The organism is Spirosoma terrae (assembly GCF_010435915.1).
Lineage (GTDB): Bacteria > Bacteroidota > Bacteroidia > Cytophagales > Spirosomataceae > Spirosoma > Spirosoma terrae.
On sequence record NZ_JAAFZH010000011.1, the window covers coordinates 146,689 to 172,585 of the forward strand.

Annotated in this window: 27 protein-coding genes; 8 read left to right on the top strand and 19 right to left on the bottom strand. The window is 46.2% G+C overall.

The window, feature by feature from the left end; genetic code table 11:
• Positions 1-16: 16 nt before the first annotated feature.
• The 10 genes from GK108_RS21440 to GK108_RS21485 all read right to left on the bottom strand — a co-directional run bounded on the left by GK108_RS21440 (position 17) and on the right by GK108_RS21485 (position 9,086).
• Positions 17-394 carry an HPF/RaiA family ribosome-associated protein gene (locus GK108_RS21440; protein ID WP_163952935.1) on the bottom strand — a complete coding sequence of 126 codons (378 nt, stop codon included), beginning with the start codon at positions 392-394 and terminating at the stop codon, positions 17-19.
• A 206-nt stretch (positions 395-600) separates the two neighbouring features.
• A complete protein-coding gene (locus tag GK108_RS21445; RefSeq protein ID WP_163952937.1) occupies positions 601-1,971 on the bottom strand; it encodes a cytochrome P450 in 1,371 nt (456 codons plus the stop codon).
• A 72-nt stretch (positions 1,972-2,043) separates the two neighbouring features.
• Positions 2,044-3,516 (bottom strand): glycosyltransferase family protein, encoded by a 1,473-nt coding sequence (locus GK108_RS21450; protein ID WP_163952939.1) that lies wholly within the window; start codon positions 3,514-3,516, stop codon positions 2,044-2,046.
• Between the two features lie 174 nt (positions 3,517-3,690).
• On the bottom strand, positions 3,691-3,987 hold the full coding sequence (locus tag GK108_RS21455) for a winged helix-turn-helix domain-containing protein (RefSeq protein ID WP_163952941.1): 297 nt from the start codon (positions 3,985-3,987) through the stop codon (positions 3,691-3,693).
• A complete protein-coding gene (locus GK108_RS21460) occupies positions 3,984-4,631 on the bottom strand; it encodes a hypothetical protein (protein WP_163952943.1) in 648 nt (215 codons plus the stop codon). Before GK108_RS21460 ends, GK108_RS21455 begins: the two co-directional genes overlap by 4 nt.
• Positions 4,632-4,647: 16 nt before the next feature.
• Entirely contained in the window at positions 4,648-5,052 is a 405-nt protein-coding gene (locus GK108_RS21465; RefSeq protein WP_163952945.1) for a diacylglycerol kinase family protein, read from the bottom strand.
• A 9-nt stretch (positions 5,053-5,061) separates the two neighbouring features.
• Positions 5,062-6,507, bottom strand: coding sequence for a B12-binding domain-containing radical SAM protein (locus GK108_RS21470; protein WP_163952947.1), 1,446 nt, complete (start codon positions 6,505-6,507; stop codon positions 5,062-5,064).
• Between the two features lie 43 nt (positions 6,508-6,550).
• Positions 6,551-7,204: a DUF1361 domain-containing protein gene (locus tag GK108_RS21475; RefSeq protein ID WP_317166557.1), complete on the bottom strand. Its 654-nt coding sequence runs from the start codon at positions 7,202-7,204 to the stop codon at positions 6,551-6,553.
• Positions 7,205-7,534: 330 nt separating this feature from the next.
• Positions 7,535-8,128 (bottom strand): hypothetical protein, encoded by a 594-nt coding sequence (locus tag GK108_RS21480; protein ID WP_163952950.1) that lies wholly within the window; start codon positions 8,126-8,128, stop codon positions 7,535-7,537.
• A 271-nt stretch (positions 8,129-8,399) separates the two neighbouring features.
• Entirely contained in the window at positions 8,400-9,086 is a 687-nt protein-coding gene (locus GK108_RS21485; RefSeq protein ID WP_163952952.1) for an ABC transporter ATP-binding protein, read from the bottom strand.
• Positions 9,087-9,358: 272 nt separating this feature from the next.
• Between GK108_RS21485 and GK108_RS21490 the strand changes: the two genes are divergently transcribed.
• Positions 9,359-10,060: a head GIN domain-containing protein gene (locus tag GK108_RS21490; RefSeq protein WP_163952954.1), complete on the top strand. Its 702-nt coding sequence runs from the start codon at positions 9,359-9,361 to the stop codon at positions 10,058-10,060.
• Between the two features lie 89 nt (positions 10,061-10,149).
• Complete coding sequence (locus GK108_RS21495) at positions 10,150-11,289, top strand: 5-(carboxyamino)imidazole ribonucleotide synthase (protein WP_163952956.1); 1,140 nt, start codon at positions 10,150-10,152, stop codon at positions 11,287-11,289.
• Between the two features lie 43 nt (positions 11,290-11,332).
• Here GK108_RS21495 and GK108_RS21500 read toward each other — a convergent pair whose 3' ends face one another.
• Entirely contained in the window at positions 11,333-11,893 is a 561-nt protein-coding gene (locus GK108_RS21500) for a Uma2 family endonuclease (protein WP_163952958.1), read from the bottom strand.
• Between the two features lie 45 nt (positions 11,894-11,938).
• Entirely contained in the window at positions 11,939-12,775 is an 837-nt protein-coding gene (locus GK108_RS21505) for a fumarylacetoacetate hydrolase family protein (protein ID WP_163952960.1), read from the bottom strand.
• 88 nt (positions 12,776-12,863) lie between these two features.
• Here GK108_RS21505 and recO point away from each other — a divergent pair, with 88 nt between their 5' ends.
• Complete coding sequence (gene recO / locus GK108_RS21510) at positions 12,864-13,556, top strand: DNA repair protein RecO (RefSeq protein ID WP_163952962.1); 693 nt, start codon at positions 12,864-12,866, stop codon at positions 13,554-13,556.
• An 11-nt stretch (positions 13,557-13,567) separates the two neighbouring features.
• Here the strand turns inward: recO and lptB are convergent, their stop codons facing one another.
• Positions 13,568-14,299, bottom strand: a complete 732-nt coding sequence (lptB, locus tag GK108_RS21515; RefSeq protein WP_163952964.1) for an LPS export ABC transporter ATP-binding protein — start codon at positions 14,297-14,299, stop codon at positions 13,568-13,570.
• Between the two features lie 43 nt (positions 14,300-14,342).
• Positions 14,343-16,088 (bottom strand): single-stranded-DNA-specific exonuclease RecJ, encoded by a 1,746-nt coding sequence (recJ, locus tag GK108_RS21520; RefSeq protein ID WP_163952966.1) that lies wholly within the window; start codon positions 16,086-16,088, stop codon positions 14,343-14,345.
• Positions 16,089-16,128: 40 nt separating this feature from the next.
• On the opposite strand from recJ, the gene GK108_RS21525 reads away from it, so the two are divergent.
• Positions 16,129-16,551, top strand: a complete 423-nt coding sequence (locus tag GK108_RS21525; RefSeq protein ID WP_163952968.1) for a DUF2141 domain-containing protein — start codon at positions 16,129-16,131, stop codon at positions 16,549-16,551.
• A 34-nt stretch (positions 16,552-16,585) separates the two neighbouring features.
• Here GK108_RS21525 and GK108_RS21530 read toward each other — a convergent pair whose 3' ends face one another.
• Positions 16,586-17,038, bottom strand: a complete 453-nt coding sequence (locus tag GK108_RS21530; protein WP_163952970.1) for a response regulator — start codon at positions 17,036-17,038, stop codon at positions 16,586-16,588.
• A gap of 319 nt (positions 17,039-17,357) precedes the next feature.
• On the opposite strand from GK108_RS21530, the gene GK108_RS21535 reads away from it, so the two are divergent.
• The 4 genes from GK108_RS21535 (at position 17,358) to GK108_RS21550 (ending at position 22,080) form a co-directional block, all read left to right on the top strand.
• Entirely contained in the window at positions 17,358-18,452 is a 1,095-nt protein-coding gene (locus tag GK108_RS21535; RefSeq protein ID WP_163952972.1) for a hypothetical protein, read from the top strand.
• Positions 18,453-18,621: 169 nt separating this feature from the next.
• Entirely contained in the window at positions 18,622-20,094 is a 1,473-nt protein-coding gene (gene guaB, locus GK108_RS21540; RefSeq protein ID WP_163952974.1) for an IMP dehydrogenase, read from the top strand.
• Between the two features lie 165 nt (positions 20,095-20,259).
• Positions 20,260-21,210, top strand: coding sequence for an aldo/keto reductase (locus GK108_RS21545; RefSeq protein WP_163952977.1), 951 nt, complete (start codon positions 20,260-20,262; stop codon positions 21,208-21,210).
• Between the two features lie 132 nt (positions 21,211-21,342).
• Positions 21,343-22,080, top strand: coding sequence for a potassium channel family protein (locus GK108_RS21550; RefSeq protein ID WP_163952979.1), 738 nt, complete (start codon positions 21,343-21,345; stop codon positions 22,078-22,080).
• 10 nt (positions 22,081-22,090) lie between these two features.
• On the opposite strand, the gene GK108_RS21555 is transcribed toward GK108_RS21550, so the two are convergent.
• The 4 genes from GK108_RS21555 to GK108_RS21570 all read right to left on the bottom strand — a co-directional run bounded on the left by GK108_RS21555 (position 22,091) and on the right by GK108_RS21570 (position 25,852).
• Positions 22,091-23,074: a polysaccharide deacetylase family protein gene (locus GK108_RS21555; protein ID WP_246225058.1), complete on the bottom strand. Its 984-nt coding sequence runs from the start codon at positions 23,072-23,074 to the stop codon at positions 22,091-22,093.
• Positions 23,075-23,088: 14 nt separating this feature from the next.
• Complete coding sequence (locus tag GK108_RS21560; RefSeq protein ID WP_163952981.1) at positions 23,089-23,820, bottom strand: metallophosphoesterase family protein; 732 nt, start codon at positions 23,818-23,820, stop codon at positions 23,089-23,091.
• A gap of 33 nt (positions 23,821-23,853) precedes the next feature.
• The gene (gene mazG / locus GK108_RS21565; protein ID WP_163952983.1) at positions 23,854-24,675 is read right to left on the bottom strand and encodes a nucleoside triphosphate pyrophosphohydrolase; all 822 of its coding nucleotides are present in this window, start codon (positions 24,673-24,675) and stop codon (positions 23,854-23,856) included.
• A 373-nt stretch (positions 24,676-25,048) separates the two neighbouring features.
• The gene (locus GK108_RS21570) at positions 25,049-25,852 is read right to left on the bottom strand and encodes an aminotransferase class IV (protein WP_163952985.1); all 804 of its coding nucleotides are present in this window, start codon (positions 25,850-25,852) and stop codon (positions 25,049-25,051) included.
• Positions 25,853-25,897 lie beyond the last annotated feature (45 nt).

Sequence of the window (25,897 nt, forward strand, 5' to 3'; positions counted from 1 at the left end):
TTTGTAAAAACTGGTTTTATAACTCATCGGGTTCGAAAACCTCTTCGTCTTCCTGCATTCGGGATTTGGCTTCGGTGATCGCTGGGCTAAAAATGTCGTTCCTTTTTTGCTTACAGCGAACGAGTTTGTCTTTTAATACCTCAAGCACTTTATCAGTCGCGCTTTCGAAGCTTTTATCGTGTTCTTTCACGAATAACTCTTTGCCAGGAATGGTGACTCGAACCTCGACCACTTTCTCTTTGATCTTGTTGGAGTCGGCCCCATCTAGCTTGAGGAACACTTCTCCACCAATGATTCGATCATGGAAAGTGTCCAGTTTGTTCAGTTTGGCCTGGATAAAATCTAACAGGCTCTGATCGGCCGTGAACCGCACGGCATGAATTTGTAGTCTCATTGTGTCGCTTTTAAAAGTGAACTGAATTAAGAACAGCAATGGACTATCTAAGTTTGGGTATAATGATCAGAATGTCAAGCGTTGCTACAAAAGATCCTATTACGTTTCACGGCTTATTGAGCAGAAGCGTCAAAGTTGGCTTAAAGAGAGCTATTTAATCTATTCCGTGGAACGGTCGTTTTGAAAACTTCTTCTTAAAGTCTAATTCAATTATCTTTTTGAAGGTAAATTCGTATCGCGTTCTTGGGACGTAGCGTAATCAATGGCTGTGTGGTGATACGTAGATTGGGGACCTGGACCAGCGTAAAACGGTGAAGTAGGACAATCAGCATCGCATGCATCTCTAGTAAAGCGAACTGGTTGCCAATACATAAGCGAGGGCCGCCACCAAAGGGTAAAAAAGAATAGGGGTGCCGTTCGGAAGTGGTTGCTGGATTGAAACGCTCCGGATCAAATTGCTCCGGGTCTGGCCAGTTTTCAGGATCATGATGCAGTACGTATGGACTTATGAGTACACCACTATTAGCTTCAATTTCGTGGTCGTCAAAACGGTCCGGACCAAGAGAAAGCCGGCTCATAACCCAGGCCGGTGGATAAAGACGTAGCGATTCATTAATGATTTGTGAGATGTAAGGCATCGCTCGTAAGTCAGTAGCCGAAGGGAATTCCCGATGTCCCAGCACCGATTTTATTTCCTCTTTTGCCCGGCCCATAACATCAGGGTGCTGGACTAATAAATGCAGCGTCCAGGCCATAGAGGTTGCCGTAGTTTCGTGACCAGCCGTAAACAGAGTTACCATTTCATCGCGAAGCTGGTTGTCAGACATACTCTCACCCGTTTCTTCGTCGGTAGCTCGCAAAAGCATATCCAATAAATCATCGCGACTTTCGCCCGTCTGACGCCTTAGCCGGATAATACCGTAAATAAGATCGTCGACTTTGGCCATGGCTCTGGTAAAAGCCCGGTTGTCGGGTGTAGGAACCCACTTCGGAAAACGTATTGGATTTATGACTGCATTATTGGCTACATGATTCAGGTGGGCCAGCGCATGAGAAAGATTGTCGAGCTCACTCCCCAGATGACTGCCAAATAAGGTTCTGGTAACAATTCGGAGCGTAACATCAACAGCAGCGGCTGACATGTTTACTGGCTTAGCCTGGTCGAGTTGACTGAGCCGATTGCTCCAGGCCAGGGCCTCTTCAATCATAATATCGGCTAGAATGGCCAGCTTTTGCCGATGGAAAGCTGGCTGAGCAAGACGTCTTTGTCGGCGCCAGAAATCGCCTTCGCTGGTCAGAAGTCCATTCCCTAAAAACTCACGTAATATGGCAAATGACTTGCCTCGTCCGTAATTTCGGTTATTCTCCTGGATAACCTGTTTCGCTTCTTCCGGCTTGAGCATTAGCGTTGTTTTACGGCCGCCAATGGCAATACGTACCATACGTTCGTGACCATAGGTGCGAAGTAATCGACGCATGAAGGCAAGCGGATCGCGTAAATACTCTAGTGTGTTACCAACCAATGGCAGGCCGGGGTGAACTGGAATTGGCCGTTTAGAAGAGGACGTAGTGGACATAAGAACGCCTTTGGGAGTAGTAAGATCACAGGAAAAGAACGTTAGCTTACGCCATTCTTTATAGAAATACGTTTATTTTATTCGATATAGAACCCAGATTTCATTAATCGTATTGATATCTTTCTTTTGAAGAAAACGATTGGTATTCCAGAGGGTTTCTGACGAAAACAGGCTAGGCTCTACGCCTAAGCTATCCAGGCGAGGGAAGTCTGTTTTGGCATCATTGTAGGTCGTGGCTAGCCAGGCGTTTTTTATATATTTCAACGAGTCTACGTTAGTTACAGTAACCAGTCGAATAGTTGAGGCACTTTTTCGATAAAAAGTTAGTGGAAGATGATTCTCCGTTTCAAATGGTGTACGCCGTAAACAATAAATAGTTGTTGGAGTATCCTCAAACTTAGCTACCACTTTTCGGGTAAATTCGATGGCCTGATAATAAGGGTTTAAAATAATAAATAGTGCCAAGAGTAAAACCGTCAAGGATACACTGCTAACGATTACAAATCGGGAAGCGTACTGATTCGTTTTGCTGAAAAACGGGAAAGAATTTGACGTACCAGCAAGTCCCCAACCTGCAATAAGAGGCAGTACGTTTAGTATCGGGAACATAAAGCGCTCCTCTTTATGAGCGACCAAACAATGGCCAACAATAAAAAAAACGACGGATATGACTATAGGCTGTTGATACTGCTTAACAACACCTTTTAGAAACGAGTAAAAAAGGAAAAAACTAAGTGGGGGCGTACCAATTACCAACGCCAGGATTAGTATGTACCAGATAAAGCTGGACGTACCAAATTCAGCGGCTTTGCCTTCTACAATGTTTACCCTAAAATATTCGTACGGCGTAAATACGAATTGATGATAAAATTGATAATCTAAAAAGAGATTGAAACCTATGCCTAGCCCAAAGCCCGCAAGCATTGGTAAGATACTTTTATAGTTTCGATCAATGAATAAGTACCACAGCCCAAAACCGATTAGTGAAAAGCCAATCTGAAATCGGCAGTAAAAGGAGACGCTGAACAAAATACCAGTAAGAAACACATAGAACCGTTGCTTTTTTTTCTGCTCGTAAAGTAGAATAGCACCAAAAAAGGCAATGGAACAAGCAATTTCTGAACTGTATAAAGTTCGTATATAAGGTAAAGACCAGGAAAAATTTAGTAACAATAAAACTAAATACAGGAGTTTTTTATTGGAGGAAAAGTAATAGATCCCTAGTAAATTAAAGACGACCAGAGCCAGTACGCTGAAGACAATACGTAATAAAGTTAATTGCGTATAGGCATCATAAATTGAAAAAAATTGGCATGTCTTGACGAAGCCTGAAAGTAGATAGACTTGTAAAGTGGGTCTTATCTGGCTTTTTAATTCCCAAACACTGGCAGCTCCTGAAGGCTCGCCCAATTGCCAGGATGAGAACTCGATTAATTGAAAATGTTGATCTGGGTGAAAAAAGCCAACCTGAGTAATGGCAAAAATAAATTGGACCAGCAGGCCAACAGATAAAATCCACTTTGTTTGAGAATCGAAAGACGTCAACTGCTAAAATGTTTTGGAAAGGCGAATGCTTATTAAATCAGGCACAAATCTCCAAAATTGGCTTAACAATAGCGTGTTAATTATGGAATTCTGCCCTACTTTTTTGTGTAATCAGAGAAGTAGACGCTGAACTATCAAAACGCTACGTATTAAATACGTTGTGACCAATGACGTCTACATATTTCTGATAAACTCCTCTAGGGCAGTCAAATGGTCAGAGAAAGCTTGTCGCCCCGCATCCGTTGCTGAGTAGGTTGTATTCGGTTTTCGGCCAATAAATTGCTTTTGCACGGCTACGTAGCCCGATTCTTCCAGTGCTCGCAGGTGCGTGGCAAGGTTGCCATCCGTGAGACCAAGGAGTTCCTTAAACGCATTGAAACTCATAGAGTCGTTAACCATTAAAACCGACATGATATTCAATCGCGCTTTGCTCTCAAAAGCTTTATTAAATTGAGCTAGCAGATCTTTCATGCAGTGTTCCGTTCGTATTTGTAGTACATGGTTAGGCCATACGCGATATGAAGTACCCCAAAACCAACTGCCCAGGTCAACAAATTATAACCAGGCCAGAACAGCGAAAGGAGGCCCAGAATAATCTCGCAGTAGGCCAGAGATTCAACATCGCGGACCGTGTATTTACTACCATTCAAGAGTGCCAAACCGTAAAAAATTAACGTCGTTGGAAACGACAACCAGAGTAAGTTATAGTGCAAAAGCGCCAGGCAAACTATGCCACCCGTAATCAAAGGTACGGCAAGTGCCCATATCATTCGCTTCGATGAGGCATTCCAGACACTTAATCCCTGACGTTTGGCTTTTCGAATGGTAAAATAACTTCCCGATAATAAGGCCATAACCAAGACGACAATCGCTACGGTTACTAAAAAGGAACGTATTTCCTGGTGATCGGCATTGTCGTAGAGGTCGAGCTGCTGGTAGCTAAGCAAGTCAAAAACGTCAGTACGTAGACGCATATACACAACAGTTGCCCCAATAAGAGCGACGATTCCAGCAGATACGCCTGATAAGCCGCTTAGCGACAGGAACTTGGAAGAGCGTTCCATCAGGCTTCGGATTTCCGTCAGCGTTTGTAGATGTTCGCGCGATTCGTACATGAGAAAAGGCTATGGTTTATGCGTTGGTTAACGGTATATGGGTAATGCCAGTGATTTGGAGCAGAGTCAGTAATTTTCCCCCCAAAATAAAAAATCCCACTAAGACGGCGGCAATAGCGAGGATAAATACAGCGCCCGATGAGAGGTCTTTAATAGCTTTAATTTGCGGATGAATGCCGGGCGATACAAAGTCGCAGAGTTTTTCGATAGCCGTATTAAAGGCTTCGGCCGCCCAGACCAGACCAATCTGGGTCAGAATAACAGCCCATTCGGTAGGGCTTAGTTCCAGCCAGATGCCAGCCAGAATCACAACGATAGCGATTAGCAGATGAACTTTAGCGTTATTCTCATAACGGAACAGGGCAATGATTCCCTGACCCGCAAACCCAAAGCTTCGCCAAACCTTACGAACATTAATCATGACAGTGAACTAGCTATCTGGTGAAGTAATTCGCGCTGTAAGATCATTAAGCAGTAATAAATCGTCGGTCGTGTTACTAATTGACTGCGTTTCTTTTGCGTTTACTTTTGATAAGATTGATTCCAACAGCGGAAGCATATTGTTTAGATTTTTGGTCTTGATCAGGAAATTCCAGAGGGGCTCGAATTTTTTCCAGCCTCCTGCATAAAACAAGTGTTTTAATTTATGCTTGTAGGAGTCATGCTGAGCACTGGCGCGGACGATATTCGCCCATGTATAAAATTCATTGTAAGCCCAATCATACCCTGTTTTTAAGTCGTCGGCACTCATATTTTTAGTCTGGTAGACCACATGCCTGGTATCATACAGATCCCAGTTATTGGTTAGAAGCCGCTTTTCCCGTTCCAGTTTTTTATAAAGCGCAGTGCCCGGATAAGGTGTCAATATATGATAAGTTGCTGTAGTTATTGAATTTTGGACGCCCCAATCGACTGTACGTTTAAAAACATCCTGCTTATCGTCGTCAAGACCAAAAACAAAGCTACCATTAATCATGATACCCAGCGAATGAAGTCGGCGTGTTGCTTCGGAATAGTCTTTAGCCAGGTTTTGTTTTTTATTGCTCTGCTTTAGATTGTCTGGCGAGAAAGTTTCGAAACCAACAAACAAGCTCCTTAAACCAGCTTCGGCCGCTTTTTCGATCAAATTCCCACGGAGAATGGAGTCAACAGTGGCGGCCGCCTGAAAAACTCGGTTCATGCCCTTCATTTCGTCGAACAACTGTCTGGCAAACCGTATGTTTCCTAGTAAGTGATCATCCAGGAAATACAAATGCTTTCCTGGCAGTCGGTCTATTTCTGCCAAAGCATCATCAACTCGTTGGGTATAGAATGTTTTGCCCCCGTCGAAGAAAGCATCTTTATAGCAGAAGTCGCAATGATGTGGACAGCCGCGCGAAACAACAATCGAATTAGGAACCAGATACCGATCACGCTTGATCAAGTCCCTCCGGATGGGTGGAATTTGGCTAAGTGATCGATTAGGTGAATGGTAAACTTTTTTAGGCTGGCGTTTTTTGAAGTCAACCAAGAACTCAGGGAACGTTTCTTCACCGGGACCTAAAAACACGCTGTCGGCATGCAGCATTGCTTCCTCTGGTAATGAGGTTACGTGCAATCCCCCCAGAATGACATAAGCCCCTCGTTGTCTATAGTAGCCGGCTAACTTGTAAGATCGATACGCATTAGTGATATAAACCTGGATAATGACAAGATCTGGATAGTCATTTAGGTTAATAGGCTCAACATGCTGATCCTGTAGATCAACATCATCATCCGGCGCCAAATAGGCGGCTAACGTAGCAAGACCTAAGGGTGGGAAGAGCGAATATTTGATAGGCCTCCAGAAAGGGCTCTCAGCTTCTGCTAGTGCGGGCAGTATTAGTTTAACCTTCAAGGTCTTAGTGGCTTTTTAAAACTTTCTGAATCAGCTGTTTACTTCACTGAGGGGTAGGGTTCGATCCATCTGATTGGCTACCATCATAATCAACGTACCACCAGAAGGCTACATAAAGCACGATCAGCACAAAGCCATAAGCCAAGGTTAATTTCACACTTAAGTGATCCTCGTAAGACCGGGCAATAGCCTGAAACAGGTCCATCGGTTTGGTTAGTACATCCCAGCTATTCCAACGGCCAAAGCGGCCCAGATAAATACCGAATCCCGATAACAACTGGCTCCCAACGATGGTGGCCCAGGTAGCTTCTGTTCCTATTACTGGACGTAGCATTCGATGAACAATCAGCGTTGAGTATAGGCCCGCCAGCAACCCTGTTTGCGCAAACACGAAAAGCGACATCGTGTCGAACCAGAGGAGCCTGTACTCAATATTTTTTATATGGAAAAGGTCTGTAATGATATATGGTGAATTGGGAAGGAAGGCAAGCCACGCGCCAATGCCACCCAGGAGTAACCACTGATTTCGGAATCCTGCATTTCGTAAGTCGCGTACTATCAGTACGACACCCAACGGGAAAAAAGCCAGACACAAGTTCCAGACTAGCATGATGAAGAACCACCAGTTGTCGGTAAGTAAGCCACGTGTAAGTACCAGACAAAGACCGGCTACGGTCATAACAGCTAGCGCTTTCAATCCTTTACTCGAAATAGGTCGCTGAGGTGATCTTGTCAGCTGAGATGCAGAGTATAATAAAGATGTCATAAAAAAGTTCTTTGTATTGCAAAGTAAAATAAAGAAAATGACCAATGTCAAGCATTTCGAAAAGATATTTACTAAATAAAAAAGGGGAAGGGTGCCCAAAGTCAGCCTGTCAGGTTTGACCAGGCATGATTAGGGCCCTGGTATTGTAGTGCCAGTTTCTTAAAACCGGTACCACAACACCAGGGCCCTGGAACTAAATAAACAGATTACTACAAAAAGCTTTCCGGCAAGTAAAACCTTGCGGAAAGCTCATAGGTCTGCTTACGAGGCCGATTGGGACGTAGCGTGAGAAGCAGGATAAAATAATTTAAGCAGGTGTTGCGCCTGAGTACCCGGTTTATTGCTTAGGCCATCGAGACTCTCAAATGCGGCATTTTTATCGGGTTGGTCGTAATAGATATCTTTCAGATTGTCGCTCGTAATCAAATGGATCGGCGAGTCGGCTTTACGACTAAAATAATACTGAGTAGCCGGATAATAGCCGCCACTGCCAGTTGACCAAACACTGGTGGGCTTGCTATAAATGAAAATTTTGTCAGCGTGCTCAACGCGGTACAAATCACCATCAAAACTGCGGTAGTCAACGCCTTCTTTCCGCTCTCCCCATAAATTCGTTAATGGCAACTTTTCTTCAGGGGCGTTAGGTTGGTCGACTTTCAGCGCACGCTGGAAGGTTTCCTCCCGAATACTATAACCCGGTTGCCCTTTATCGAAACCATCGGTTAATTTATGCGTAGCAAAATCAGTGGCTGATAGATAAATTCCATTATCGGGAAATGGAGCAAATGAACCGTTACTTTGTGCAAGAACCGAAAAAGGCAACGTAGCAATGGCTGCCAACACTATGGTTTTCATAACAAGTGAATGAATATGTGAAACAAAAAATAAATGAACAGATAGAGGCCGTTTCTGAATTAGCGTACAGGGCCGACCATGTTCGGGTAATGATGTTTCATTCGTTTGCGTTATGTTGTGCTGTTGACGAAGCAAACTTGCCGGGCTGAGATTATAACGAGTTAAGTTTTTTGTTAAGAAATAGTTAAAAAGATTGGCAATGATAGTTTGCCAAAAGAAAAAGCTCGACTACACACGTAATCGAGCTTTTCGAGAACAAAAACTAGTGGTATTAAAGAGACGCCTGAGCTTCCTGGGGGACCAGCCAACCGTCTTTCAGTCGTAAAATACGATTGCCGTAGGCGGCATTGGCTTCAGAGTGAGTTACCTGAACAATGGTCACACCATCTTTACGATTCAATTCGCTGAAAATTTCCATAATGTCACGAGCCTGATCAGAATGCAGGTTTCCCGTTGGCTCATCAGCAAAAATAACGGATGGCTCAGCCGCCAGTGCGCGGGCAATCCCAACCAACTGTTGCTGCCCCCCCGACAATTGCGCAGGAAAGAGATCTTTCTTGGCTACCATATTGAATCGGTCGAGGAGTTCGGCAACGCGACTTTTCCGTTCGGAGCCACTCAGCCCCTTATACAGAAGTGGCGTTTCGATGTTTTCATAAACGGTCAGTTCATCAATCAGATGATAAGCCTGGAAAACAAAGCCGATCTGGGTCCGATGCAGCTCAGTACGTTTCTTCTCCGATAATTTCTGAACAGGTTGATCATCAAAAAAGTATTCGCCTTCGGATGGTTCTTCCAGGAGCCCTAAAATGTGTAATAAAGTGGACTTCCCTGAACCCGATGGCCCCATGATCGACACAAACTCGCCCTGAGCAATCTCAAGCGATACGTTGCGCAATACATAGATTCGACCAAAGCCAGCAGGATAGTATTTAGAGACGTTGTTAAGCTGAATCATAGTCGGTATCGTTGATATGTTTTGGTTAAGACCTTAGCAGGAATTGGATATAGAGTTCTGATTGAAATCTTGTTACGTTACGTAGTAAGTGAGTCAAGTGTCGTGCCAGTTTTGCAACCTATTGTCTAGTAGTAAGTTAGGTTTAGTCTGCCAGCTTTCATCGTCCGGTAACGGACAAGCGTATCCCTGAAAACGGACAGAAATTTTGGCAAGTCGTGCAACATACAGTTCTTTTATTGCATCTTCAATTAAACTAACTCTTTTGTAAAGGTATGAAAGCATTTGTCTTGGCGCTTCTGGTTGTAACTTCAGGAATAAATTCAGCTAGCGACGACTGGAAAAAAGACCGCGCTGTTTCTGGCTTTAAAGGTCTTAGTGTAAGCAGCGGTATTGATGTATATCTGACGCAGGGCAGCTCGGAAAAACTCACCATCGAAGCGAAGGGAGTTGACGAAGACGAAGTCAGATCAGACGTTAAAAACGGTGTTCTGAAGCTCTATATCGATCGGAAAGGAGTAATGAACTGGAATTTTGGACGTAACAGATACGTAAAAGCCTATTTAACCTTCAAACAACTAAACGATCTTCAGGCCTCGGGCGGAGCGGATGTAGTTGGACAGGGCCGCCTGACCTTCGATGATCTGAACCTGGAAGCATCCGGTGGAGCCGATGTGAAACTAGACCTGAAGGCCGATAAACTAAATGTATCAGCATCGGGTGGAGCAGATGCTGTTTTACAAGGGTCGGCTCGGACTCTTAACGCGAATGGTTCGGGTGGGGCCGATCTGGATGCGCGCAAGCTGGTGGTTGAGGTGTGCAACGCCAACTCGTCGGGTGGATCAGATGTGTACGTCAATGCCAGCAGAGAACTGACCATGAAAGCGTCGGGCGGTTCCGATATTTACTATTACGGCTCTGCTAAGGTACTATCGAAGAACAAATCAGGGGGCTCCGACATTAGTCCACGGAATTAGAAAACAGAAAGAGTGAACGAGAAAAAAAGCGATTGATTAATTTTGCCGTTCACTGGGCCGATTCGTTGGCCACTAACTCGTTCACTCTTTTGACTCCTACTATTGGTATACTCGGCGGAGGGCAGCTTGGGCTTATGCTCCTCCAGGCCGCTATCGATTGGAATTTACGTGTCCACATTCTCGATCCCGATGCCGAAGCGCCTTGCCGGACTCTTTGCACCACGTTCATGCAGGGATCACTAACCGATTACGATACGGTTTATCAGTTTGGCCAGTCGGTTGATGTGCTGACGATAGAAATTGAGCGTGTCAATGTCGATGCGTTAGAGGCATTGGAGCGTGAGGGTAAAAAAGTGTTTCCGCAACCCTCGGTTATTCGTACCATCCAGGATAAACGATTGCAGAAACAGTTCTACCGCGATCATAACTTACCAACGGCCGATTTTATACTGACCGAAAACCGGGCCGACGTAGCAATGATCGAGATTCAGCAACCCGATTTTCTGCCAGCCTTTCATAAGCTCGGTCGCGACGGATACGATGGGCGCGGAGTGCAGCGGATTGCTTCCGTAGCCGATGTGGGCAAAGCCTTCGATGCGCCGGGTGTTCTCGAGAAGGCCGTCGATTTTGACAAAGAGCTGGCCGTCATCGTTGCTCGTAACGAGCGGGGCGACGTACAGACCTTTCCGACCGTTGAGATGGTTTTTCATCCTGAACTAAACCTGGTCGACTATTTATTTGCTCCCGCCGACATTTCTGCTGACATCAATCAGAAAGCACAGGATATTGCCCGCCGAACGGCCGATGCATTCGGTATTGTTGGTTTATTGGCAGTGGAGTTATTCCTGGATAAAAAAGGAAACGTACTGATCAACGAAGTAGCGCCACGTCCGCATAATAGCGGTCACCACACAATCCGGGCTAACGTAACGTCGCAGTTTGAGCAACATTGGCGCGCCATTCTGAATTATCCGCTTGGCGATACTGAAGTCTATCAGCCAGCTGCTATGGTCAATCTGCTGGGAGAGGATGGCTATACTGGCCCCGCTGTGTACGAAGGCCTGGAAAACCTGCTGGCCGTTTCTGGCGTCTTTCCGTTCTTTTACGGAAAGGCTATCACGAAGCCTTTCCGTAAAATGGGACACGTAACGGTTATGGATCAATCGTTGGAAGCGCTTCGGGAGAAAGTAGAAGGAGTGAAGTCAAGCATCCGAGTGATTTCCAGCTAGAAATGTGCTGGTTAAACACCAAAAATTTTATTGGTATCGATCGTCAGTTGTGGAAAAGTGTTGATGTGGCCTTGCTATTTTGCTCGTACACCTCAACTTGCTCCAGACGACCGTCCACTAAAGCATAAACGTAGATCTCGACGCTTTTGGGAACGACGATCCAGTATTCCCGGACGCCAGCCGATTCGTATAAGTCAAATTTTTCGTTAAAATCTTTCTTATGCGTTGATGGCGACGTGATCTCAATAATCCAGTCAGGCGGCCCAACGCATCCAAATTCGTCAATTTTAGCTGCGTCGCAGATTACACAAATATCGGGCTGAACAACCGTATGGATTTTTGTATTAAAACCTGGCTCATAATCGGGATTTGGCAAGCGAACATCGAAGGGAGCTGCAAATACCTCACACGATTGTTGGGCAAATTGATTGAATAAGGTATGCAGAATACGCATAGCCACGCGCTGATGCGCGGCACGAGGAGCAGGAGACATATTGTAGAGCTTACCCTTGATAAGCTCTACACTTTGCTCGAAGCTCCACTTCAGATAGTCTGCGTAGGTATAAGTTCCGTTTGGGTCGAGTTGCGATAGGTCTGTAATCATAGCTGACAGTACAGGTTCTCGTCAAAAATACGGAAAACCACCCGCCTACTCAACCACATTCTCCAGCGTTCCAATGCCATCAATACTGATTCTGATTTCGTCGCCCGAACGTAGCGTAAAGTCGTCCGGCGGCACAATGCCAGTACCCGTCATCAGGAAACAGCCATAGGAAAACGAGCATTCGCGATACAGGAAAGAGACCAGCTCGGTATGCTGCCGTTTCATCTGGCTAATCGCAATTGAATTGGTAAAAGCGGCCTGGTGCTCGCGAATAATTTCCAGGCGGATCTGCGTATCGGGGGCAATTGGATTTTCGGGTACGTATAGGCAGGGGCCAAGGGCTGCAGCACCGTCGTAGCTCTTGGCCTGTGGCAAATACAATGGATTTTCGCCTTCAATGCTACGTGAACTCATGTCGTTACCGCAGGTGTAACCAACAATTTTGCCCGACGACGTAATAAACAACGTTAACTCAGGCTCTGGTACGTTCCAGGAAGAGTCGGCCCGAATACGGACGTTAGCTCCTGGTCCAACGACCCGTTCGGGTGTCGATTTGAAGAAAAGCTCTGGCCGTTCGGCATCATAAACCCGATCATAAAAATTATCTCCTCCCGATTTCTTGGATTCTTCCATGCGGGCGTCGCGGCTGCGTAGATACGTAACGCCTGATGCCCACACTTCCTGCCGGCCAATAGGAGCGAGTAGTCCAGCCTGAACCCATTGCTGATGATCATCTACAGCGACTACCTCAGTCGTAATACGTTGTAAAACAGCATATAGGTCATCCTGGTTAATTAATTCGTCCCAGTTATCGGCAGGAACAGGATAAAATAGGTTGTCTGATTCGAGAACAATGCCGGAGCGGGTTTTGTAGAGTTTCATGCAAAGAAATTTATCGGTAATTATAGCGCTTCGAAGCCACTTTTTTCATGAAAAGATAGTAATTTAGTTAGTCTACTGTGAAGTCATAATGCTGCAAAAAACACGGGGAGTTGCCCTCAGTTATATTCGTTACCGCGAAACATCCATTATTGCCCGCGTCTATACCGAAGAATTTGGCCTGCAAAGTTATATTGTCAATGGAGTGCGCTCGGCTAAAAGCAAGAACAACCGGATTGCGTTATTTCAGCCGATGACGCTGCTGGATATGGTCGTTTATAACAAAAACGACCGCGATTTACATCGAATTTCGGAGATAAAAACGCTTTACCCTTTCCAGAGTCTGCCGTTCGACGTAAGCAAGTCAACGATTGCCATATTCGTAACGGAAATGCTGAATAAAGTGCTGAAAGAAGAAGCAGGCAACCCCGTTTTGTTTCGTTTCCTGGCCGACGCCATTCTCTTTCTGGAGGAAGCACACGACAACTACGAGAACTTTCACCTTACGTTCCTGTTGAAGCTGGCTTTTTTTCTGGGTTTTGGCCCCGAAAGCGCCCGTGAGTTTGAGAATCAGCTACGGGAAAATTCATACCCGTTTCTACCGGACACCGATATGGAAACAGCGCTGAACAAAATGCTACGTCAACCATTCGGAACGCTAGTTAAACTAACCCGGTCGGCCCGTAATGAATTGCTGGATGCCCTGGTGGCCTATTATCAGATTCACATCGATTCGATTGGCGAAGTGAAATCGTTGCCCGTGCTGAGGGAGGTGTTGGGATAATTGATGATACGTTATATTTTCCGTTTCAATTCGAAGTGCTGGCCTAAATATAACCGGCGTACCTGCTCATCATTCGCCAGGTCTTCGGCAGTACCCTGTTTCAGAATTTTACCCTCGAACAACAGGTAGGCCCGGTCGGTGATCGACAGGGTTTCATTTACGTTGTGATCGGTAATGAGAATGCCAATATTGCGGTGTTTTAGTTTGGCCACAATGCTTTGAATATCTTCAACCGCAATCGGGTCTACTCCCGCAAAAGGTTCATCCAGTAGAATAAATTTAGGGTCAACGGCCAGCGCGCGGGCAATTTCAGTACGTCGACGTTCGCCACCCGATAAGACTTTGCCTTTGCTCTTCCGAACGTGGGTAAGACTAAATTCTTCGAGCAATTCTTCGACCTTTTCCTTTTGCTCTTTTTTGGGCAGATTGCTCATTTCCAATACCGCCAGTACGTTTTCTTCAACGGATAAATCCCGAAAAACAGACGCTTCCTGGGCCAGATAACCCAGGCCCAGCCGAGCCCGTTTATACATTGGCAAATCGGTTACGTCAATATCGTCAATGTAAACCTTGCCACTGTTGGGTTTTACGAGCCCCACAGCCATGTAGAAAGAGGTTGTTTTTCCGGCGCCATTCGGCCCCAAAAGCCCAACAATCTCGCCCTGAGCAACCTGGTACGATACGTTATTGTTGACTAGGCGAGACCCGTATTTCTTAATTAGATTTTCCGTTCTAAGAATCATTCCTGTTAGTTGTTGGCGGCTTCTGATACTGGTTTTTAAACCGCTACGCGCTACATTTTATATCCTTCAACATCAACTGTAATGATACGTTCCCATTGAAGAAATTTTGTTCAATCTGGTAACAAATCGAGAAGGGTTTGTTGCTCCGAAGCTGATCGACGTAATGGGCCATTCCGAAACCAACAGCTGTCAATACGTGCCCCGACTTCCCTTGCTTCACGGCAATTTTCAGGTGCTTTTCTTTCATGATGATCGGCTCACTGGCTAAGTACACATCGTCGGTCATAAAAACCGGCTGCATGTTGTGCGGGCCGAACGGTCCCATCTGCTTTAAAATCCGGGCGAGCTTATCGGTTATGTCGCTGAAATTCATGGGCAGATCAATATCGACCAGCGGAGTTAGCTGTTCATCCTTTATTTTGCGGGAAACCACTTCTTCGAACTTCTGCCGAAAGGCGTCGATGTTGTGTACTGGCATGGTCATTCCCGCTGCAAACGTATGGCCGCCAAACTGTTCCAGCAAATCGGCACATTCTTCGATGGCTTCGTACACGTCGAAACCGGGCACGGAACGGGCCGATCCGGCGGCTTTGTCGTGCGACTGGGTCAGAATAATGGTTGGCCGATGAAAATGCTCAATGCAACGCGACGCTACGATGCCAATGACGCCTTTGTGCCAGCTGGCATCATACAGCACGGTTGTTTTCGCATTGATCATTGTTTCGTTCTGACGGATCATGGCCAGCGCCTGCTCGGTTATACTCGTATCAAATTCGCGTCGGCTATTGTTGTGTTTGTTGATCGCCATCGCAAATTCATCGGCTTCTTCTTCTGAGTTGGCCAGAAGCAATCTAACCGCATCTTTGGCGTGCTGAATACGTCCGGCCGCATTGATACGTGGTCCCAGTCCAAACACTACGTTCGTAATGTCTAACTCCCGCGAAAAGCCTGCTATTTTAATCAACGCCTTTAGGCCAGTGCGTGGTGCCGTATTAAGATATTTTAAGCCATAGTAGGCCAGTATCCGGTTTTCGCCGGTAAGTGGGACAATGTCAGACGCAATACTAACCGCTACCAGATCCAGATGGGGATACAGCAATTCCAGGTCAATTTCTTTATACAGACAAAAAGCCTGGAGCAATTTAAAACCAACCCCGCAACCGCTTAACTCTTTGTAGGGGTAGGTGCAATCGTCACGTTTGGGGTCAAGAACGGCTGCCGCATCCGGTAACGTATCGCCGGGGCGGTGGTGATCGCAAATGATAAAGTCAATGCCTAGTTCATTGGCTTCGGCAACACGATCAATCGATTTAATGCCACAGTCGAGAGCAATAATCAACGAAAAACCATTGGCGGCTGCCCAGGCAATTCCTTCTGTTGAAATACCGTAGCCTTCCTTGTACCGATCTGGAATATAATAATCAATCTCGGCGTGGTAATTCTTCAGAAAGCTGTAGACCAGCGCTACGGACGTAGTACCGTCTACGTCATAATCGCCATAAATCAGAATTTTTTCCTGCCGTTCGGGTAGCATAGCCATTTGCAGACGCATAATGGCCCGATCCATATCCTTCATGGCGAACGGATCGTGCAGGTGACTTATTTCGGGCCGGAAAAAGGCCTTGGCTTCCTCATAAGTAGATACACCCCGCTGAACTAGTAAAGCCGCCAGAAATGGGCTAATATTGAGCGATTGTTGTAAAGACGTAATAGCAGACCGTTGGCTAACAGAATCAGGAAAGGGCCTCGTGATCCATCGTTTACTAGGAGGTGGCGGTTGTGCTATCATACTTGCAAGATAAATCCGTTTTTATAAAAAATCTTCGTCTATGTTTGTTTTGCTGTCAGCATTGAGTCTGCTTCTGGTTGGAAAAGAGCCTAGTACATCTCCGCAAAAAACGACCTTGTCGGTTGAGATACAGAATGTCCGTACGCAGAAGGGGGCTGTGTTTATCGCTATTTTTAAGCCAGATGGTAGCTTCCCCGACGGCAAGGCTTTCGACGGAAAACAGGTAGCGGTGAAAGGAGAAAGGCTAGAGGCAACGTTTTCGGTAGAGCCCGGCGACTACGCCATCGCCGTATTTCACGATGCCAATGACAACGGTAAGCTCGACAAAGGCATTTTCGGTATTCCTAAAGAACCCTACGGATTCAGCAATAATTTTCGCCCCAAGATGTCGGCCCCAAGTTTTAAAGACTGCCAGTTCTCAGTAAGTGGTAAGGAAAAAACAATCAGCATAGCCATCAAATAGTGGAGCGATACGTTCGTTGCGATACGTAGCGGCCTTATCGGCTTATCTGGTCGGCCTCGTCGAAGTACAGTTTTGGTACCCTGGCCGAATTAAACCAGTACGCCCGAGTATTCAACACATACTCTTTCCAGCCCGCATAGCCGAATGGTTTGAGGTTATAGGCATTAGCTCCCAGACTATAGGCATGGCTAATATCGTCGTCGCTGTCATTGCTGGTAAGAATAACGACTGGGATCAGTTTTCCAAGCGGATGTAACCGAATCAGAGTGAGCAGATCAAAGCCGGTTGGTCCCGTTTTTAATTCCAGATCTAGTAAAATCAGTTTAGGACCGTACCCATCCAGACCGTTGATGTATGCAATTGCCTGTTTATAACTGGAGACGGCCATGAGGTTGGCTTCGGGAAAACACTGGGAAAAAGCCCGCTGGATCACGTCTAAAGTAGCCGTGTCGTCATCGACCAGCAGGATTGGGAAAGAAGGTTTCATGTTATGGTAAAAAAGAAGACAGCAACGTGTTGTAAGTAAGCGAAAAGAAAACCAAATAACGAATTGCTGCCGGTTGATTCAGATACGAATTGATTCTTCTGCCTTTTTGTAAAGCAGTTTTCCATTTAGTGGAATAAACAAGTCTATGTCTTCAGAGTACATAGCCTGCAACTCCCTGTAGCTATTTTTTCTCTTGTTTTGCCTGAAAGTCAACTCGCCCCAAGCTGACTATTCTTTTAGGGAGAGATCTCGTTGGTAAATCCTATCCCAGTAGGTATTTTGCCAATAATTTTTGCTTACATCTTAATGTTATTACCAAATGAGTAAACTGTTTACCATTGCCTTTTTGCTTGTCCTGTTTGTAAGTGCCTGTTCTAAAAATGATGATCCACAGCTTAACCAACCTCCTGCCGCCTTTTCCGTATCGGTCAAACAGGCTACGGGTGCTGACGATGTGGTTCTGAGCTGGACCAAAGCTAAAGACCCCGACGGCGACCCAGTTACGTATGCCGTTGTCTGGAAAGACACACTGGCCAAAAACCTGACTGATACCACCTATACGCTAAAAAATGTAGGCTATACGGCTACTCTAAGCGGTACCATTGTGGCAACAGACAGTAAGAAAGCAACCACAACGTCGGTTTTCAGTTTTACCACAGGCGAGTATCCCTATACGCCGGTACCCGATGTAAACTTTGAGAAGGCACTTATTAAGCTTGGAATTGATGACATACAGGATGGGAAAGTGCTAACAGCCAGTGCCCAGAAGGTAGTAAAGCTTGACTTGGAATTCATGTCAATCAGCAGCTTACAAGGTATTGAAGCCTTTTCCAACCTGACAGAACTGATTTGTATAGCGAATGGCCTGACCTCACTGGATGTTAGTAAAAATAAGGCATTAACCTCTCTGTATTGTGGGAGCAATCCGATCACGTCGTTAGATCTTAGCCAGAATGTGTCCCTATTAATACTGCAATGTTCATTCAATAGACTAACGTCATTGGATGTTAGTAAAAATACGGCCCTAACGCATCTCATTTATAATACAGATGCCGTGATGCCACAAGAGTATTACCTAAAGTCTTTAGACGTTAGTAAAAACTTAGCTCTAATTTCTCTCGCGTGTTATGGCCATGGGCTAACTACATTGGACGTCAGTAGAAATACGGCCTTAACCAACTTGGATTGTAGCAATAATAATCTATCCTCATTGGATGTTAGCAGGAATAGGGCACTAACATCCCTCAATTGCATGTATAATCGACTGACTTCATTAGATCTGAGAAACAATAATCAGCTAAAAGCGGTATCATGTAACAATAATAGAATTCAAACCATTTGCGTCAGCGATCTTTCGGTTGTTACTAAAGACTGGGTTAAAGATAATTCAGCCACCTATCAGGTCTGTCCTTAAATGCTACGCTTGCTGCCGCAGCCGGTATGATTTATTTTAGCCAGTCATACCGGCTGTTGAAATCTATTAGTGCATCTTTCAATTGATGTAGAAAGTAAGACGCTTCATTTTTATATTCACAATTTCTTCGTAATTTTGTCCGGCAAATAACACCACCTGTTTATTTGCCATGAGCTTAGATACGAGTAAGTTTCTTTACGAGGCTCTCACCTACGACGACGTATTGCTGCTGCCTGCCTATTCGGAGGTTCTTCCACGCGATACCAGTACTACTTCTCAACTTACACGCACAATCCGACTGAACATTCCGCTTATTTCTGCGGCTATGGATACCGTTACGGAATCGGCGTTGGCCATTGCAATGGCGCAGGAGGGAGGCATCGGAATTATCCATAAAAATATGAGCGTTGAGGCTCAGGCCGAAGAGGTCCGCAAAGTCAAACGCTCCGAAAGTGGGATGATTATTGATCCCATTACGCTGGCTGAAACCGCTACGTTGGGCGATGCGCACAAAATTATGCGCGAGTCGAAAATCGGCGGGATTCCGGTTGTTGATGACTCCGGGAAATTGGTTGGTATTCTAACCAATCGTGATCTTCGCTTCCAGAACGACCTGTCTAAGCCAGTTACGGATGTGATGACCCGTGAGAAATTAATCACGGCCAAACAGGGACTGACACTGGAAGAAGCGGAGAGTATTCTTCAGGAGTATCGTATCGAAAAACTGCCCATCGTTGACGATCAGTACTATCTGGTTGGATTAATTACGTACAAGGACATTCTGAAGAAGAAAAGCCATCCAAACGCCTGCAAAGACGAATTGGGTCGCTTACGGGTAGGGGCTGCTGTCGGCGTTACGCCCGACTTGCACCGGCGTATCGAAGCGCTCGTGAAAGCAGGGGTAGACGTAATCAGTGTCGACACCGCTCACGGCCACTCAAAAGGCGTACTGGATGCGGTACGTGGTATCAAAACCAAATATCCGAATCTTCAGGTAATTGCTGGTAACGTAGCAACGGGCGATGGCGCTAAAGCTTTGGCCGATGCGGGAGCCGATGCCGTGAAAGTTGGCGTAGGTCCCGGAAGTATCTGTACAACACGGATCATTGCCGGTATTGGTATGCCACAGCTGACCGCCGTTTATGAATCAGCTAAAGCCCTGGTCGGAACCGGCGTACCGGTGATTGCTGACGGTGGTATCCGCTTTTCGGGCGATATCACGAAAGCGATTGCGGGAGGAGCTAGTACGGTTATGATTGGCTCGTTACTGGCGGGTACCGAAGAAGCGCCGGGTGAAATCGTGTTGTATGAAGGCCGTCGGTTTAAGACATATCGTGGTATGGGATCCGTTGAGGCTATGGAAGAAGGTTCGAAGGATCGTTACTTCCAGGATGCCGAAGACGACATCAAGAAACTGGTGCCAGAAGGGATTGTTGGCCGGGTACCATTCAAAGGAAAGGTTTCTGAGATTACGTATCAGTTGGTTGGTGGTCTGAAAGCGGGCATGGGCTACTGTGGTGCGGGCGATATTCCGGCCTTGCAGCAAGCCAAGTTCGTGAAAATCACGACGGCGGGATCGCGCGAGAGCCATCCGCACGACATCCAGATTCAGAAAGAAGCACCAAACTATTCGTCGCGCTAGACTAATTTTCTGATTGTCTAAAGCCTGCCATTCGATACGTATCGAATGGCAGGCTTTTTTATGTTCGTCACAAAGCAAAAGTTTGGCCGTTCCGAAAACTGTTGTTTCAGTCAGGGTGTTGTCGGATAGATACATGAGTTGAATACAACAAAACTTAACAACGTAATGGAAAAACGTACCATTGGTCGTTCCGATCTATCGGTTGCTCCCCTGGCATTTGGCGGTAATGTGTTTGGCTGGACCGTCGACGAGTCTACTTCCTTTCAATTGCTGGATGCGTTCGTCGATGCTGGTTTTAACCTGATCGATACCGCCGATGTCTATTCAAAGTGGGTGCCGGGCAATCAGGGTGGTGAGTCAGAAACAATTATTGGTAAATGGCTGAAGAAAAGCGGGAAACGCGATCAGGTGATCATTGCAACGAAGCTGGGCAGCGAAATGGCTCCCGATAAAAAGGGACTGTCGAAAGCCTATATGCAACGTGCGGTCGATGCGTCGCTTCAGCGTCTTCAGACTGACTATATCGATTTGTATCAGTCGCATTACGATGATCTGGATACGCCCGTTCAGGAAACGCTTGAAGGGTTTGATGAACTCGTAAAAGCGGGTAAAATACGGTTTATTGGCGCTTCTAATTTTTCGCCAGAACGGCTGATTGAGTCACTGGAAGTCAGTGCTACGTCCAATTACCCGGTCTATCAGAGTCTACAGCCTGAATATAATCTGTATGACCGCCAGAAATACGAGACAGAATACGAGTCAATCGTTACGAAGTATGGCCTGGGCGTGATCGGTTATTTTTCATTGGCGAGCGGATTTCTGACCGGAAAATATCGCTCCGAAGCCGATTTTGCGAAGAGTCAGCGGGGACAGGGCATGAAAAAATACCTGAACGATCGTGGATTCCGAATTCTGAAAGCGCTCGATGAAGTCGCTGAGCAGTATAAGGCAACCCCTGCTCAGGTTTCGCTGGCCTGGCTTATTGCCCGGCCGGGTATCACGGCTCCTATTGCCAGCGCTACCAGTGTTGAGCAACTACACGACATCGCCAGAGCCGCCGAACTAACAGTAGATCAAGCAGCCATCGAGAAACTGAACACTGCCAGTGCCTGGTAATGCACCTGATTGTTTTGATGGCCAGTTAGAAATCCCGTTAAGCCTTAACGGGATTTTGTTTTCTATTTTTAGGGGACTTTGCTATCTATTGGATAGGTTTACAGCGCGCAACCAACTAGCCGAACGCATATTATGGGTCGATCAAATTCATCAAAGTTGACATTACATCAGATTATTATGCTGGTCTTGTCAGTTTATGTTGTCTTGGCTCTTTTTGTCAGGGAGTTGGTACCGATGCATGTGGATTCCCGGCAGCTACTGGATCAGATTGATACGGGAATTTGTATTTATTTTCTGTTCGATTTCTTTCTCCGGTTCTACCTGGCTCCCAACAAACTAAAGTTTTTGCAGTGGGGCTGGATTGATTTGTTAGCCAGTATACCGGCTCTAAATTGGTTTCGGTTAGGACAGGTAGTGCGCGTAGTACGCATTCTGCGCATGGTGCGGGCCTTTCGGTCTATGCGTGAATTTCTGACCTATATCTTTCGCGATCGGGCCAACGGAACGCTGTTGGTCGTTTTGTTGAGTTCAATATTGCTGATGATTTTTGGCGCTGTCGCCATCCTCTACGTAGAGCGAGTTCCGGGCGCCAATATTCAAACGCCATCAGACGCCTTGTGGTGGGCGTTTGTTACCATTACAACCGTTGGTTATGGCGATCGCTTTCCCGTCACAACGCTGGGGCGTTTCATTGCCGCTGTTCTGATGATTGCCGGGGTAGGGCTGTTTGGTACGTTCACGGGTTACGTCGCCAATTTCTTCGTTGAAGAAGAACAGGAAAAAGAGCAGGGCGACATCAAAGAACTCGTAAACGAAATTAAACTGCTGAGGCAGAAGGTTGAATCGTTGGAGAAACGGCTGCAACAATAGACCTTACCGACTATTTTTCAATACTATCGGCAACGCTCGTTGGAAGCTCATACAGCAGCCATTGCTTGTTTTTGATTGAAGTGGCTTTTTGACGTATCAGGTTGATAAAATCGTTAATACCGAGCGGTTCATTTCCGTTGGCATGAATTAAAACCAGGCTGCCCTGCTTGGGTTGCTGATTTTTGGCCAGCCATGCGTCGCTGCCGATCGGTAGTAGTCCAAAGGCAAGAATCCGATCAAAGACAGCCTTATCGGAAACTAGTCCCGGAAAACGGAAGAAAATAGAAGGAATCAGGCCGTTTGTCAACATGGCCTGTTCATTGAGTAATACCTCGTCGTTAAGATTCGTATTGGGCTCCAGCATAAAGTTAACGGGTAGTGGCAGGCGAGGGTCGTAACGGTGATGAAAGGAGTGATTGACCCAGGTTATGTCCAGTTCGCCCTGTTTAACCAGATCTTTCAGATAAGCCAGATCCTGAGGATGAGCTTCCATCCATAGTCCGGTTATCGTTATCGTGACTGGAATTGGCTTTTCTTCCGGCTCAAACGCGGCAATCATTTGCTCAAATACGGAGCGGGTAAGCGGTTTCTTCGACGGACACAGGTCGATTGTCAGGCTAAAACCCCGTTCGGTAGTATCGGCCCGTTCAAGGCCCGCGTCCTGTAGATTTTGATCGCGCTGCTGCTCTCGCTGAATAGCCCGGATATAAGCCGATTGCTGAAATTGTTGGGCCAGTGTTTTCCAGGGCACTGCTTTAACCTGGTTGGCTGCCAAGGTAACAACTGCTGTTTCCAGACTTTTGGGATTGACAACGAGGTAACGAGTCTGGCCATTTTGCTGCCACCGACGTAGCACAATCTTGGATTGCGATTGAGCCGTGGTATACCCAAACAAAACACGATAGTCACTAAGCTGACCCAGAGCCTGGAGGCTGATGAGCAGGGTGATAAAACTGGTACCGAAAAAACGTAGCATTACGGTGGAACAATTCATTACGTAGCAATGCGTCAAAGGTAATGAACCGTGCTGGACGTACCGTGCGTGGTCAGGTTGATTTCGCGAATGCCAACGCAATGGTTATCAACAACTAACTGCGCCGGGTCATGTTTCATCTGAAAGAAGGTCGATGGGGTCAGAAGCACCAGCAGGTTGCTACGTTGCACCACTTTCTCTACGTGGTAGTGGCCACATACAACCGTAACATGACAGGGTGATTCTCTGACAAGGTCAAGAAATTCTTCGCTCTGACGAAATGGGTATTTATTATCCATAAACGTTACGTCGGCGGGCAACGGTGGGTGGTGCATAAACACCAGCACGTTGTTGTCGCGAAGAGCAGACATGTAGTTTTTCAGCCACGTCCATTGTTTAGGCGATAACTCGCCTTTCGAGGTATCCAGAAACAAGGTTGGGCGGCCCTCCAGAGGTAAGGCAAAATAAAGCTCATTGTCGTGCAGGTTATGGGCCCGACGAAACACTGTAGCCAACAGAACCGAATCGTCGTGATTGCCTGGAATAACGTAGTACGGAAATGGCAATTTGTCCAGTTCCTGCTTAACCCACTCATAGATAGCCTGATCGCCAACGGTGTTGCAAACGTCGCCACCTATAACCAGGCAGCTCGGATTCAGTTCAGGAAGGAAGGCCAGCGCCTTAAGAAAATTCTGTCGAACGTCGATACCTTTAGGCTGTTTACCGGCCTCGTCGATGTGTATATCCGTGATAAAGGCTATTCGCATAGTGTCTGAAGAAAAATCAGTTTAATCCTAAAATCAGCTCAACCCCGGCGTTTTTTTCGCTTCGTTCCAGTATATGTCCATTTCGGCTAGTGTCATTTCGCTCAGCGATTTTCCATGCGCCCGCGCCTGCTGTTCCAGATACGTAAAGCGTTTGATAAACTTTTTGTTTGTCCGTTCGAGCGCTGTTTCTGGATTAATATCGATAAATCGGGCATAGTTGACCAGCGAAAATAACAAATCACCAAACTCTCCCTCAGCTCGGTCTGGATCAAGAGCGTTGTTGGTTTCGGCGTTGAATTCGGCCTTGAACTCCTGCATTTCTTCCTCTACTTTTGCCCATACCTGCTGTTTTTCTTCCCAATCGAACCCCGCTCCCCGCGCCTTTTCCTGAATGCGCATGGCTTTAACGAGGGCTGGTAACGAGCCAGGAACACCGCCTAACACCGACTTGTTGCCTTCTTTAAGCTTCAGTTGTTCCCAGTTGGCTTTCACCTGTTCTTCGGTTTCGGCAACAGCATCTCCGTAGATGTGCGGGTGACGGCTAATCAGTTTATCGCAGATACTATTCAGAACATCGGCCATATCGAAATCGCCCGTTTCGGATGCGATTTTGGCGTAAAAAATCAGATGTAATTGAATATCCCCCAGTTCTTTGCGGATTTCGGTTGTATCTTTTTCAAGAATAGCATCAGACAATTCGTAGGTTTCTTCAATGGTCAGATGACGTAAACTATCCATCGTTTGCTTTCGATCCCAGGGGCACTGGGCACGAAGCTCATCCATGATAGTCAGTAGGCGGTCGAAAGCCATCAGTTGTTCCTGACGACGGGTTGGTAAGTCCTGGAATTGTTTCATTACGTTCATAAACCAGTAAGTCGGAAGAAGCCTTATTGGTTCGAAGAAAAAAGAATAAGTATAGCTGAAGAGTAAGCCGTATTAAATCCCGATCATTTATGATAAATAACCTGCAACACGGAAAAGCTTACGAAGTAAATATAGCAGAAAGTAGATCTACTGGCATCGTTTTACTAACCGACTCTAGTGGGCTGGCGAGTCGAGGCACGCTGTCCGATTTTGACAAAATAACTGTCCGAGAACGGACGCTGGAAGGATTTCTTGGTACATAAAATGTTGTTTTTCAGGCAGTAGCAATGGTGGCACGTCACTTGATCTACAGGTAGCTACCATCGTAAGATGGTTATGAATGGAGGAGTCCTATTTGCTTAACTTAAACAGATAAGTTCATGAAAATTTGCCTGACTTGGTCGAACTGCGTGCCTGACCAGCCGCCACTGAATACCTGAATCCCCATTACGTTTGCCGCAAAAACCAGGTCGACGTCGTTAAGGGCAGCAGGCAGAAATAAGCCCTCCTGCACAACCGGAAAATGACGTAGTAGTTGACGACGGGCAATGCCGTTGATACAACCCGTCTGGAGAGAGGGCGTGTAGAGCGTATTGTTCCGGAACCAGAATAGATTAGAGGCTACACATTCAGCTAAATAGCCGTCTGTACTCAGAAGAACCACATCCGCAAAGCCGTGTTCCTGCCTGAACAAACCCGCAAAAATATACGGTAACGAATTCAGGGTTTTACAGGCCGAAACAGGTGATGAGCACAGACGAAACGCATCATAAACGCCTAATTTTGTCTGGTTAGTGATTTGAAATGGATGCCCGGCTCGTACCGTAATCAGGTAATTGATCGCTTGAGTTGCTGGCGTATAAAGACCACCTGGTTGTCGCCAGACCTGAATTTTGATTCGAGCAGGCTGATTCGTTAGTTTATTGAGCGAAAGTAGCCGATGAACGTGCTCTTGCAATAACGATCCATTAAAGGTTGAAGGAACCTGAAAGCGAAATGCCGACATACCCGATAAAAGCCGATCCATATGGTCGGACCAGAACCAGAGATGATTCTTTTCGTAACGAATTGTTTCGAACAGACCATCGCCATATTGAAATGCCCGGTCGTTGATCGGTAATTGACATTCGTCTTCTGTAAGTATATCCGAATTATAAACCAGAAACATGCTTAGTTTGCGCCGTTTATCCCAAAATAATAGTTGCCCCGAAGG

Coding starts and splice junctions, on each gene's coding strand:
- GK108_RS21490 (WP_163952954.1), top strand. CDS start 9,359: ATGAAAGCATTTGTCTTGGCGCTTCTGGTTGTAACTTCAGGAATAAAT.
- GK108_RS21570 (WP_163952985.1), bottom strand. CDS start 25,852: ATGTTTCTGGTTTATAATTCGGATATACTTACAGAAGACGAATGTCAA.
- GK108_RS21455 (WP_163952941.1), bottom strand. CDS start 3,987: ATGAAAGATCTGCTAGCTCAATTTAATAAAGCTTTTGAGAGCAAAGCG.
- GK108_RS21530 (WP_163952970.1), bottom strand. CDS start 17,038: ATGAAACCTTCTTTCCCAATCCTGCTGGTCGATGACGACACGGCTACT.
- GK108_RS21505 (WP_163952960.1), bottom strand. CDS start 12,775: ATGAAACTCTACAAAACCCGCTCCGGCATTGTTCTCGAATCAGACAAC.
- GK108_RS21480 (WP_163952950.1), bottom strand. CDS start 8,128: ATGAAAACCATAGTGTTGGCAGCCATTGCTACGTTGCCTTTTTCGGTT.
- GK108_RS21545 (WP_163952977.1), top strand. CDS start 20,260: ATGGAAAAACGTACCATTGGTCGTTCCGATCTATCGGTTGCTCCCCTG.
- GK108_RS21465 (WP_163952945.1), bottom strand. CDS start 5,052: ATGATTAATGTTCGTAAGGTTTGGCGAAGCTTTGGGTTTGCGGGTCAG.
- recJ (WP_163952966.1), bottom strand. CDS start 16,088: ATGATAGCACAACCGCCACCTCCTAGTAAACGATGGATCACGAGGCCC.
- GK108_RS21500 (WP_163952958.1), bottom strand. CDS start 11,893: ATGATTACAGACCTATCGCAACTCGACCCAAACGGAACTTATACCTAC.
- lptB (WP_163952964.1), bottom strand. CDS start 14,299: ATGATTCTTAGAACGGAAAATCTAATTAAGAAATACGGGTCTCGCCTA.
- GK108_RS21525 (WP_163952968.1), top strand. CDS start 16,129: ATGTTTGTTTTGCTGTCAGCATTGAGTCTGCTTCTGGTTGGAAAAGAG.
- mazG (WP_163952983.1), bottom strand. CDS start 24,675: ATGAAACAATTCCAGGACTTACCAACCCGTCGTCAGGAACAACTGATG.
- GK108_RS21445 (WP_163952937.1), bottom strand. CDS start 1,971: ATGTCCACTACGTCCTCTTCTAAACGGCCAATTCCAGTTCACCCCGGC.
- guaB (WP_163952974.1), top strand. CDS start 18,622: ATGAGCTTAGATACGAGTAAGTTTCTTTACGAGGCTCTCACCTACGAC.
- GK108_RS21440 (WP_163952935.1), bottom strand. CDS start 394: ATGAGACTACAAATTCATGCCGTGCGGTTCACGGCCGATCAGAGCCTG.
- GK108_RS21550 (WP_163952979.1), top strand. CDS start 21,343: ATGGGTCGATCAAATTCATCAAAGTTGACATTACATCAGATTATTATG.
- GK108_RS21535 (WP_163952972.1), top strand. CDS start 17,358: ATGAGTAAACTGTTTACCATTGCCTTTTTGCTTGTCCTGTTTGTAAGT.
- GK108_RS21460 (WP_163952943.1), bottom strand. CDS start 4,631: ATGTACGAATCGCGCGAACATCTACAAACGCTGACGGAAATCCGAAGC.
- GK108_RS21560 (WP_163952981.1), bottom strand. CDS start 23,820: ATGCGAATAGCCTTTATCACGGATATACACATCGACGAGGCCGGTAAA.
- recO (WP_163952962.1), top strand. CDS start 12,864: ATGCTGCAAAAAACACGGGGAGTTGCCCTCAGTTATATTCGTTACCGC.
- GK108_RS21485 (WP_163952952.1), bottom strand. CDS start 9,086: ATGATTCAGCTTAACAACGTCTCTAAATACTATCCTGCTGGCTTTGGT.
- GK108_RS21555 (WP_246225058.1), bottom strand. CDS start 23,074: ATGAATTGTTCCACCGTAATGCTACGTTTTTTCGGTACCAGTTTTATC.